The sequence below is a fragment of the Okeania sp. SIO2F5 genome (assembly GCF_010692685.1).
Taxonomy (GTDB): domain Bacteria; phylum Cyanobacteriota; class Cyanobacteriia; order Cyanobacteriales; family Microcoleaceae; genus Okeania; species Okeania hirsuta.
This window is the reverse complement of the sequence record NZ_JAAHGU010000189.1, coordinates 1-11785: the sequence shown is the minus strand read 5'-3', so window position 1 is coordinate 11785 and position 11785 is coordinate 1. Positions and strand designations below refer to the sequence as shown.

Sequence of the window (11785 nt, the reverse complement as noted above, 5' to 3'; positions counted from 1 at the left end):
CCTTACGGTTTAGTCCAGTCAATGCCCGCACTGAGGCGGTCTTCTTTTAGCACCCGATTAAGATCTAACATTGTCCCATCTCAAACACCCTATTAACTTTACTTTACCTTATAAAGCGACAAGTCTATTCTAAGGAAGAAGGAATAAGGTTAATTAGGGTTTGCTGAAAAAGTCTGATAGTGACGAGCGAAGTATTCCGTAGGAAATTCAGAATTCTTATAAACCTTTCTTTACCCTTCTGCCTTCTACCTTCTGATGACATCGTTCAAGATAACTACAGACAACCCGATCGCCCTGACCATATTCTAAGCATTCTTGAAATAAATCTGCTGCTTCTGGAAATAATTCTTGATGAAATACAAAACAGTCCTTTCAAACTTCTCTTTAGTGGCGATTTTAGCATCTCGTAATTCTGGCGGATCGGCAGAAAAAATTTCAAATAAACTAACCGCTTTGGCTTTTCCTTTAGCTCTCACCCTGTCAATAAATCTGAGGTCGTATGCCAAAGAATTTTTTAAACCTTGCCAAGTTTTATCAGTAATTAAAAGTGAAACTCCATAAGTTTTTGTTAACCCTTCCACTCGCGAGGAGAGATTCACTGCATCCCCGAGCACAGTTCCGTCCATGCATCCAAATCCACCTACAGTTCCTAAAATTAACGTACCCGTATGCAAACCAATACCAATACGAATGGGTTTTAGATTCCTTTGTTGTCGCTCTGAATTGTATGTTTTCAACTGTTCCAGCATAGCGATCGCCCCTTGAACCGCATCGTCGGCAGAATTGGGAAACAAAGCCATAATAGCATCACCAATATATTTATCAATAAATCCGCCATATTTTTGAATTTGGGGTTCCATATAACTAAGATACTGGTTAATAAAAGCGAAGTTTTCCTCTGGAGTCATCTGTTCGGAGATGGTATTAAAATCGTGAATATCCGAGAATAAGATCGTCATCTCTCGTTCCAAGCGATCGCCCAATTTCAAATTCACAATACTCTTTTTCTCTAAAAAGCTGAGAAACTGTTCCGGAATAAAACCCTGACAAGCATCATACAATCTGGCATTTTCCATTTAGAAAATTAGTATTTTTATAGTCTCAAATCAAGAAATATTTTGAGCTTTGCTAAATATTCTTTTGACTACACTCAAAAAGATTATTTTTTTGTAGCTAATATTACAAAAATTAATAAATAAATCTCTAATAACTAGAGATGCTTTAAGAGATTTTTTGTTCCCAGTAAATCTAACTCAAATAGGGAGGGTATAACAAAAAAAAGCTTTAAATAATCCTCTCCGAGGTTGTAAACAAGCCTTTAAAGAAATTTAAGTATCCAGAATAACTGCATTAAATATTTATATTTATATTAAATGTTTTTAATAATCAGCAATAAATTTTTACCTAAGGATTGAGAAATTAGTAATCAATTTAACTAAACTCTAAGGTAGAAAAATTATATCCTCTTAATATTAATATAAGCATTTCATATGCTTAAGCTTAAAAATTAATTCACCAAAATTAAGTCGCTAGATCGGAACTAGCTTCACATTTACAGGTTGCGAGCCAAAAAAGCTACAAATAATTCTCAACCTGAAAGTGGAGTTAGAAATATTAGCAGTGCATCAAAATCCAACCAGGAGTAACAAAAACCAATGGAAACTAATCAAGTGCTAAATCAATCTGATTATGAAAATTACCAGGTCAACCAAATGGTAGCATCTTTCATTGAAAAAAATCACGATTTACAAAACTTAACTAGCCAGGGGAAGGAAATAGCAGAACGTCGCTTACTAGAAGCAATACTGCGGAAAACCCTCAAAGAACTATCTGATATCAAATTTGCTATAGATCAAGCAGCGATCGTTGCCATTACAGACCAAAGAGGTATTATTCAATATGTGAATGATAAAGTTTATGAAATATCTCAATATTCTAGAGAAGAATTAATCGGAAAAAGTCATCGTTTGCTTAACTCTAAATATCATCCCCCAAAGTTTTTTAAAGATTTGTGGTCTACTATTAGCTCTGGTCGTGTGTGGAGAGGAGAAATTAAAAATAAGGCTAAAGATGGTAGTTATTATTGGGTTAATACAACTATCGTACCTTTTTTAAACGACCTCGGACAACCTTATCAATACTTAGCTATTAGATTTGACATCACCGAACGCAAGAGAGTAGAAGAAGCACTACAAGAAAGTCAAAAATGCAACCATAGTCTTCTCCATGTTATTCCCGACTTAATGTTACGCCTTGACTCAAAAGGAGTTTTTCTCGACTTCTACCCATCAAAAGATGATGAAAATGCCCCCAAAGCATCAGAAGTACTAGGGAAAACTATAGAAGAAATATTTCCCCAAGATTTAGCTATTTGGGCTCGACACTATTTAAAGCTTACTCTCAGCACTGATAAAGTGCAAGCAGCAGAATATTCTACTATTATTAATTATAACTTCTATCATTATGAAGCTCGTTATGTCAAAAGTGGTAAAGATGAAGTCCTAGCAATTATTCGCGATATCACAGAACGAAAACAAGGGGAAATTGCACTACGAGAATCAGAAAAACGTGAACGAGAAAGAGCATTGCAATTAGAAAAAGCTTTAAAAGAATTGCAAAAGACTCAAGCTCAATTAGTACAAGCAGAAAAAATGTCTGGTCTAGGTCAAATGGTTGCAGGTATTGCCCATGAAATTAATAATCCAATTAGCTTTATATATGGCAATATTATTCATACAAATAACTACATTAGAGATCTACTACATTTATTAAATTTGTATCGACAAAACTATCAAGATCCGATTCCAGAAATTCAAGATTTTGCTGAAGAGTGTGAAGCAGATTTCTTGATTGAAGATTTGCCTAAAATGGTCAACTCAATGAATATAGGAGCTAATCGAATTAGAGAGTTAGTTTTATCTTTACGAAATTTCTCTCGCTTAGATGAATCGGAGATGAAAAAAGTAGATATTCACTCTGGTATAGATAGCACTTTATTAATTTTACAACATCGTCTCAAAGCTATAGAAAAAAGACCAGAAATAACATTGCTCAAAGACTATGGAAATTTACCCAATATTGAGTGTTATGCTAGTCAGTTGAATCAAGTATTTATGAATATTATTGCTAATGCCATAGATGCTCTTGAAGAACAAAAAGAACCGGGAATTATTACCATAAAAACAGAAATATCTCAAAAGTCAGAAACAGGAGTAAATCAAGATTTTGTGAAAATTTCCCTTTCTGATAATGGGCGTGGTATTAGCGAATCTATTCAAAATCGCATTTTTGACCCGTTTTTTACAACCAAACCAGTGGGCAAGGGTACAGGTCTAGGACTATCAATTTCTCACCAAATTGTTGTCGAAAAACATCGGGGAGAACTGAAATGTATATCTAATCAAAATGAAGGTACATTATTTGAAATATTAATTCCAGTTAAGGCTGGAAATTGAAGAAGGTGTTCAACAATTAATAATTAATAATTAATAATTAATAATTACCTCTCCTTGAAAAGGAGAGGATTTAAACCTTCATTGTTCGGTAACTGTTAGGTCGTAGGTATTATATCAGCCTCGTAGTTGGGCTTTAGCCCTCATATATGCATATAAGTATTGCAAGGGCTAGAGCAAAAATACAAATAAAAACTTTATTATTACTATAAGTAATTAGGGTTTGCTGATTAAATCTAAAGTAAGTATTCAGTTCTTAGCTTTTTAATAAATCAAGCAAGCATTCGTTTAACTTATATTACATTTTTAATCAGAGAATAAACCACAAGAACGATAAGTTTGAGTTCAATTCATACAACTCTGTGGCGGGAAATGTAGGTGTTTTTCAAGAGCTGATAACGCAGTTACTCTGTAAGAGACTAGCTGACTGCTGAATGCTGAATGCTTACATTTATAGGTATATTTATCTAGGGATAATTGCAAATATTTTCTAATAAATAAACACACAAAAAAAGCCATAATCAAATATTACAAAAAACCTGAAAAAAGTATAAAAAAATACTTTTTTGCTAGAGTAAATAGCTATTATCTAAAAAGATGGAACAAAGCAAACAAAACAAAACATTCAGTCTATTAATTAAGGAGAAGAAGCAATAGCAACATTAACAGCTTTAACTAAAAGTGGTACAGCTTGGACTCCTCAGTATGTCGAATCTATTGACATGAATAAATGCCTAGGTTGTGGTCGTTGCTTTAAAGTTTGTCATAGAAATGTTCTAGAACTTAGACCCATCAACGAGCATGGAGAATTTGTGGATGATGATGATGATGATGATGATGAAGTATTACGGAAAGTAATGACTATTACTAATGCAGATGACTATATCGGATGTGAAGCTTGCGCTAACATTTGTGGTAAGAAATGCTTCACTCATGCTCCTGCAGCTGTATGAGTTCGGAAGAATGTCAACTCAGAAATATTAATATAGAAGTTTGTGGAGTATCAGTTTTAGGTGTATTAGTAAAATTATTCACCTAAAGTCTGAACTCCCTGACTTTTTTTGTGCAACTATGTCATCATAAAAATTTGGTAAGTGCGAAACCACTGCCATAAGGGCAAATATTGATGCCAAAAATCCTTCAGTTTGCCGTCCCCCTAACCTAAATAAACATTGTAGTGTAGCCATTAACAAGGGTAGCTATATCACTATAGGTACCTGTTTTCTTTGGGTTGAGCCACTGCTCCATCACCTCTGGAGAGAGCCAAAACGTTAAACTTCCTCTCTGTTATCACGGGGTGACAAGCAGCTCAAAACTATTGTTTGATAAAGGTTTTAAGGATTAAATAACTGTCTAAAATATTGATTTTTCCTTTTAAAATAATGATAATTCTTTTTAAAGAAGGGGTAGGTATGCGGAGCATACCTACCCCTTCTCCCCCACAGGGAAAACGCATCTAATTTTTGTAACAAATGACCAAAAAGATAATTTCAGAATAGACTATGCGTTCGAGAGGCAATCACCATCAAAAAATACCAAAACTTTCAACAATCAAAACTCACCAAAAAATTCAATAATTAATACTTAAAAAAAACTAATTAAAATTGAAGATTAGATATTTATAAAAGATAATTATTCTAGTAATAATAATATTTAACAATGAAACTCCAGCCAAAAAAGAGTATTTATGAGTATTTTAGTGAACTAGAAGACCCAAGAGTAGATAGAACCAAACATCATAAATTAATTGATATTATTACAATTACTATTTGTGCTGTAATTTGTGGTGCAGATACATGGATAGATATAGAATCTTATGGTGAATCTAAATGTAAATGGCTAAAAAGTTTTTTAGAACTGCCTAATGGAATTCCATCTCACGATACATTTGCCAGAGTTTTTGCACCTTTAGACCCGTAACAATTACAACAATGTTTTTGATCATGGATTCAGTCAGTAAATCAAATAACTAGAATGTTGCGATATAACTGCCGCACTTGCTCGGCAAACGCGACAATGACCTTAGTTGGAGTTAACTAGATTTCAACTTTGTAGCTTTTGGGCTTACCTGTTTGAATCATACCCTTGGGCATGGCACATTGCACAAATAACTCCACTGCCTGAGCATCAAATTTTCGTCTTTTGGAGTAGGGTAAAACCTAGTTCTAAAACTTGCTCTAGGTGTGGAACTGTTAAAGAATCTCTATCTTTATCAGAGCGTGTAATCAAATTGCAAACACTACAATTTTAGCTGCGATGAGACTTGTTTGCAGCGTTAAATTTAGCTATGGCGGGCAGTGATAGCTACGCTCCGCGTTCCGCGTTTCGCGCTAGCGTTGCGCAGCAAACGTCCGTGACAGCCTGTGGACTGGTGAGTGCCGACACTGCCAGAGTGAAGCAGGAATAGAACAGATCAATCATAGATTTCTATAGATTATCCTAGGTTTCTAAGAACGGTTGAGTATCTACACATCTTAAAGATGCGAGAGTTATTTAGTAATTCTAATTATCAGAGAATAAACTGTTAATTATTTGACAGGAAAAGATTTTACAAAAAAGTAATATATTTTTATTAGCAGTAACCATATATCTGGTAAGACAAACTTATATTTTTATGTTTAGTTGTGGCCAGATTAACTGTTAAAAATATAGGGTTAAGTTAAATCCGGTTCTTCATGCTTTCTATAGAAGAAGTCATAACCATTCAATTACTAAGCACGAATTTTACTCAATCTTACTTGAATTATAGGGTAGCAGACTACAATAGGCAAACTTTTGTCTGAGTTTGGAGTCGTAGGTCATCTTCTCAATTTAGAGGGTGTCAAAAAGCGAATTATATATATAGTGCAGCTAAGTTGCATTAAGTTGTTAAACTGAGGTAGCTGTTATGCCTGCTAAAGATTTTCTTAGTTCAATGCAAAAGAAAAGATTGCAAAAAGCCTTACAAGAAGGTAATTGCTCTCATTTCCGAGAACGAGTATTGATGTTACTCCTATTAAATGACGGAAAAACTTATTCAGAAATTTCTGCATTTATCGGTTGTTCTTATAGAACAGTTGCTTATTGGTGTGTACATGGAGACCCAGACCAATTAGATAGTTTACGAGATCAACGAGAGCATGGTAACTTTCGTAAAGCTACAGAAGAGTACATTCAGTTATTGGTAGAAGTCAGCAAAAAATCTCCTCATCAGTTCGGTTATGAATGTCAACACTGGAGTGGAGAACGTTTAGCAAATTATCTTGCTGAAAAAACAGGAATCAAAATTAGTGGTACTCAAGTTAGGAGAATTCTTAAACAAAAAAATATTCTCCTTCCCAGAGGTAGATTACAAGTTAGTCATCGAGTAAATACTACAAAAAACAAACTAGAATGTTAGGCATTCATCTCAATTATGAAAATATGAACAGTTAATCTATGGAGTTAAATGCGGATAAATATACCTTAAAAATATTTATTTAGCATTTTTCCTTAATGTTTTTTACTATAAATTAGTAAAAAAATAATAATTATAGTTATTAACTATTGCAAGTTAAATGTATAACTATAAAAATCCTATAATTACTCAATTATAAAAAATAAAAAGAATATTAATTTGCTTATTATGAACATCTAATCTAAAAAAATTATGAAATATTAATTCTTATTATTAAAGCGTCAATTAAGCTTAAGTGAAAATACTTAAATCAACAAAAGACAAAAGATTTAAGTTCTTCACTCCATGTATAGTTAGTTATATAGCAATCAGGACATTACTATGATTAATCAGCTAAATCAACTTACAGATGACGAGTAGTATTACTAACACAAACTTCTCAACAGCAATAACAGGGGGGTGTTATGACTCACAAAATGACTGAAAACTGTATCTCATGTGGCACCTGTGTACCCCAAATCCACTGCCCAACAGGTGCAATAACTATAGAAGATGAAAAATACTCCATTAATCCTGAACTATGTAATAGCTGTGAGGGTTATTACGAAGAACCTCAGTGCGTAATTCACTGTTCTATTAGTAGTCCTGTTCCCACCAAAGCTAAAAAAGGTAGATATAAAGCTGCGACAAGAATACCCACAAGCTCTAATTTATTTCCCAATGGCAAGCATAGTCCTTTTGCTTCTTCTATCGCGATCTGGGAAGCTTGCAACATTCTGACGCAGAGAGAATCATTACCTTGGACAGTGAATGCAGAAGGTAAACTGATTTATCAACGTTCTATTAAGCAAGGTCAGGGTTCAATCAGTTTCAGCATCAAAGATGTGGAGTATCCATCTCAAATTATAAATGATGATGTCATCAAAGTCACAGATATGCCAGCAATGGATATCAGAGCAGCTTGTCTGCACCTAATTTATGCTGCCCATGCAGCAGTTATTGACAAACCATGGGAGCAAGAATTTGTGATCGATGACCAACAAATTGAAAGGTACTTAGGGTTAGAAAAACGCAAAGACTTATCGAAAGCAACTAAACTGAGTTTAATTAAAAACCTAGCTCAACAACCTTGTAATATTACTACTACTATTGATTGGCCTCAGCAGGGCAGAATTAATGCGTTCTCATTACCAGAAGATCGATTATGGCATATCTTAGACATTCAACATCACTTTTCTGAAGATTCTACAGGATGTAAACATCTTGTTGGTCTTACCTTTAGAGTCAAAGCTGGTCTTTGGACTAAGTATTTCCTCAACAGAGAAGGTTGCAAGCAGGGCAAAGCATTTTATCAATACGGTATTTTGCCTCAGTCTATATTAACTACAGTAATGAGTATCTGGCAGCAACATGAAGGTACTGCTCGAATGCTATTATGGTTATTATTCAAAACCAAAATGGGTAGAGAACAACGGTTGACTGTACCTACCCTAATGCGAGTAGCTTATGGCGAACAAAAAGTGATGCGAGCATCTTCTTGTCGGGATGAGCGAAAACGACTAATCAGAACTTTTGAAAGCGATCTGGAAGTTCTGAATCATTATGGACTTCAACCCGAATTTGACCCTGTAACTTACCCCCAGGAAATTCAGCCAATGTGGGCAAAGTTAGCTGCTCTGCCTGATGATGGTGAAGAAGCTTTAGATTTCTGGATTGATGACGGTAGTAAAAATACAAGACTAACAGATAACGGCCCCAGAGGTAAGTGGAATATGTTATTAAACGCTCGTATCCTCTGGTTTAAATTGCCCGAAGAATGGGATAAACACTTAGCAGATTTTGAAAAACAAAAGCTACGCTATTCTAATAAACGCAAAAGAACAAAAAAACTGGCTGCGATCTGTGGGGAACAAATTATGAATGCTAGAAAAAGTCAGCAGTTAAGTCAGAGACAGTTGGCAACTATGCTTGGAAAAAGTCAAAGTTGGATTAGAGATATTGAGAGTGGACGCTTTCAAGTCAAAGGTGAAGACCAAATGCTATTACAGAATGTTTTAGGTTTGGGAGGGTAATCATTTAAAAAACGTCACTATATCAAAAAAAGCAGATAGTTGGTACATCAGTAGATATATCTGTCCCCACCAACATGGTTCCCTGGATTTCCATGGTCACGGACACCATTAAGGGGAGTCGCGAACCTTTTTTAGCAAACACCGCCTCAAAAGCACTCAATGCTGCCTTAATTTGCAGAACATCTTGACAGGTTTCCACGATGAAAAGATCGGCTCCCCCGTCATAGAGACCTTCTGCTTGCACCATGAAGCTCGCTCTCAATTCATCATAAGTAATATGACCGAGGGTAGGTAGCTTGGTTCCTGGACCGATGGAACCTGCGACAAATCTTGGTTTTTCGGGAGTGGTAAACTCATCCGCACAACGGCGAGCCAACTCTGCGGCCTTTCTACTTAGTTCGTAGGCGCGATCGCCTAGATCGTACTCTGCGAGGACTAAGGGACTTGAGCCAAAGCTATCGGTCTCGACAACATCCGCCCCCGCTGCCAGAAAATCACGATGGACCTTGGCCACTGCTTCTGGCTTAGTGATGACTAAATATTCATTACAACCTTCATATTCCGCTCCACCAAAGTCCTCGGCGGTCAAGTTTTGGGATTGAATGTTAGTTCCCATTGCCCCATCAAAGATTACCACTGGACGATCTGGACTCTGGAGCCGTTCGAGAAATGAAGTCTTTAACTGAGGTTTCGGATTTTCAATACTTAGCATAGATGTAATGGTTATAGTTGGACTTCTCCTGCCACCTTTTGAAGCCCAAAGCTATTCAGCTTGGAAGTCTGAGGAGGATAATTATGTGTAAGAATGATAATTATTCTCAATTTAAAATAGCATAAATCACGATGGCGCACGAATGAGCACACAACAACGGTAAAGTTGATCGGTGTGAGACCATCTTATAATGAAGTCCAACGCTTTACCTTTCACATCCGCTCCGACGCAGGGTTAGGTACACAAAGGCTTGTCACTTCTGGGTTTCGTACCCTCACCCTGACCTACAAAGCGACTCGTTTGCACAACAAAGCGACGCACCCGCGTTCAAGACTGGAATTTTAAGGGACTATAAACCCATGGATGTTGAGGTGCGGGGACATAAGTTGTAATTACTAGCTGAAAAGTTCGTGCCACGCACCCCAACCTACCGAATTGCTAATTCGGATTACTTGGTGGTAACTGATTCAATTTTTCGATCATAGAATCAAGACCTTGTGCAACTTTATCAGATGTCTCGGCAGTATAACAAAGGCGAAACCATCCTGGTTCACTCCAGAAACACTCCTGTCCTCGAACCAGTAACACCTGTGCTTCTTCACGAAGATAGCGAGTTAGCTTCCCTTCATTCGGATCGTTGAATTCAGGAGGATATAAAGATTCACAGAGTAATGGATCTGGTTCAATTGTGGTTTGTTGAACGCGATCGAGATAGGCACTTAAGTCTATCCAGAAGAAAACCCCTCCCTTGTTGTTAGGGTGATAGGGGATAGATGAAGCCTCGAGCTTCTCTTTAACTATGGAATAGGATGATGGCAATAACGAGCTTTGATATGTACTGATGGCATTATTTGCTACTGTTGGATCTGGCTCCCCTCCAGAGAGAAAGAGCTTTTGCAACATATACGGATTTAATGAACCAAATGGTGAGAACCCGGCAATACTCCTATTACAAGCATCTCCCTCCATAGATTCTTGAACTTGTTCCGATTTTGAAATGATACAACCCACCCTAAAGCCAGACAGACCAAAATCCTTTGACAGACCCCAAACAACATGTATCCGAGTATCATTATATTCGTTATAGGCATCTAATCCAAAAGCACTGACAAATTCGTTACCTTCCACATCAGTATTCTGAGAACAGGCATAAATTTCATCAGAGATAATATGATAATCCGGTCCCAGACCCAAAAAATATGCGTAAATCTCTTCCATCTGCTCTTTACTATAGTTTGTCCCTAAGGGGTTCTGGGGATTAGTCAGCACTAAGAGTTTGGCATTAGGATTGGCTTCAACCGCATCTACTACATTTTGTGTAGAGAGTTCAAAGTTCTCGCCAACTGGAAAATGGATAAATTCCATTTGGGGACGCTGGCTAAAACACCATGGAAATCCGTACCACATCGGCTCCGGAATTAGTACCTGGTCTCCAGCACTAAATAGGGAAAATCCAAGACATTCTAATGCTGCCGACACACCAGAAACTACAAAAATGTCATCTAAAGCAATTGTTCCACTCGGTAGACTCCATTGTTGTTCTAGAAATTGCAGAATACTTTGCCGATACTCAGGACTGCCATACACAACCGATGGATATTGTATATCTGTCGCTGAAATTACAGGAAGCTCATCAAAAATGTGGTTCTCTTGGTAAAAGTCTAGTAACAATACATTTTCAGCCGTAGATAGGTTGACTACATCACTATCAATAAATTGCTTGTAATATTTAGCCCTTTGTTCAGGGTTAACTATCTTCCGAAGTTGTTGAAGATAATGCTCTTTGGATAATTTCATGCTTACTTCCTTTACGCTTGTTACACCACCACATGTTGCAATAACTGCAAGTAGTTCATCCAAATAATCTATACCATAGACTTTTTGCAGAAGTCAAGTAATAAGTATGAGAATTGATTAAAACTTTCAGGACTTACGCCTGATGTGAATTAAAATTAACCCTTATTTGGCTTTGTTGCACAAAAGATGATGTTTAGGGTAAAAATAAAGAAGTCAAGATGGTACACGAAACTACACTCAGCAGATATGAGTAAGAGTAAGTCTAAATCCAACTCCAAGTCCTTGTATCGACTCAAAAACTGGTCTGAGTATGATGCCTCCTTAAAGCAGCGAGGGAGTCTCACTTTTTGGCTGACTCCAGAGGCCATGGAGCAGT

At 36.5% G+C, this 11785-nt stretch carries 6 protein-coding genes and 2 pseudogenes; 5 read left to right on the top strand and 3 right to left on the bottom strand.

Annotated elements, in window-relative coordinates; translation table 11 throughout:
- Nucleotides 1-305 precede the first annotated feature (305 nt).
- A complete protein-coding gene (locus tag F6K27_RS30420) occupies nucleotides 306-1076 on the bottom strand; it encodes an adenylate/guanylate cyclase domain-containing protein (RefSeq protein WP_287279615.1) in 771 nt (256 codons plus the stop codon).
- A gap of 579 nt (nucleotides 1077-1655) precedes the next feature.
- Between F6K27_RS30420 and F6K27_RS30415 the strand changes: the two genes are divergently transcribed.
- The 5 genes and pseudogenes from F6K27_RS30415 to F6K27_RS30395 all read left to right on the top strand — a co-directional run bounded on the left by F6K27_RS30415 (nucleotide 1656) and on the right by F6K27_RS30395 (nucleotide 8900).
- A complete protein-coding gene (locus tag F6K27_RS30415; protein WP_287279614.1) occupies nucleotides 1656-3455 on the top strand; it encodes a PAS domain S-box protein in 1800 nt (599 codons plus the stop codon).
- Between the two features lie 650 nt (nucleotides 3456-4105).
- Nucleotides 4106-4405, top strand: a complete 300-nt coding sequence (gene fdxB / locus F6K27_RS30410) for a ferredoxin III, nif-specific (protein WP_287279616.1) — start codon at nucleotides 4106-4108, stop codon at nucleotides 4403-4405.
- 706 nt (nucleotides 4406-5111) lie between these two features.
- A pseudogene (locus F6K27_RS30405) lies at nucleotides 5112-5369 on the top strand (transposase family protein); the annotation flags it as partial.
- A 970-nt stretch (nucleotides 5370-6339) separates the two neighbouring features.
- Nucleotides 6340-6831 carry a helix-turn-helix domain-containing protein gene (locus F6K27_RS30400; protein WP_124147368.1) on the top strand — a complete coding sequence of 164 codons (492 nt, stop codon included), beginning with the start codon at nucleotides 6340-6342 and terminating at the stop codon, nucleotides 6829-6831.
- 461 nt (nucleotides 6832-7292) lie between these two features.
- Nucleotides 7293-8900, top strand: a complete 1608-nt coding sequence (locus F6K27_RS30395; RefSeq protein WP_287279613.1) for a helix-turn-helix domain-containing protein — start codon at nucleotides 7293-7295, stop codon at nucleotides 8898-8900.
- A 52-nt stretch (nucleotides 8901-8952) separates the two neighbouring features.
- Here the strand turns inward: F6K27_RS30395 and F6K27_RS30390 are convergent.
- Nucleotides 8953-9612: pseudogene (locus tag F6K27_RS30390) on the bottom strand (homocysteine S-methyltransferase family protein); the annotation flags it as partial.
- A 438-nt stretch (nucleotides 9613-10050) separates the two neighbouring features.
- Nucleotides 10051-11409 carry a pyridoxal phosphate-dependent aminotransferase gene (locus F6K27_RS30385; protein ID WP_287279612.1) on the bottom strand — a complete coding sequence of 453 codons (1359 nt, stop codon included), beginning with the start codon at nucleotides 11407-11409 and terminating at the stop codon, nucleotides 10051-10053.
- Between the last annotated feature and the right edge of the window lie 376 nt (nucleotides 11410-11785).

What these genes read in the sequence shown, in the direction of transcription:
- F6K27_RS30420 (WP_287279615.1), bottom strand. Translation starts at nt 1,076, where the DNA reads ATGGAAAATGCCAGATTGTATGATGCTTGTCAGGGTTTTATTCCGGAA.
- F6K27_RS30415 (WP_287279614.1), top strand. Translation starts at nt 1,656, where the DNA reads ATGGAAACTAATCAAGTGCTAAATCAATCTGATTATGAAAATTACCAG.
- F6K27_RS30400 (WP_124147368.1), top strand. Translation starts at nt 6,340, where the DNA reads ATGCCTGCTAAAGATTTTCTTAGTTCAATGCAAAAGAAAAGATTGCAA.
- F6K27_RS30395 (WP_287279613.1), top strand. Translation starts at nt 7,293, where the DNA reads ATGACTCACAAAATGACTGAAAACTGTATCTCATGTGGCACCTGTGTA.
- F6K27_RS30385 (WP_287279612.1), bottom strand. Translation starts at nt 11,409, where the DNA reads ATGAAATTATCCAAAGAGCATTATCTTCAACAACTTCGGAAGATAGTT.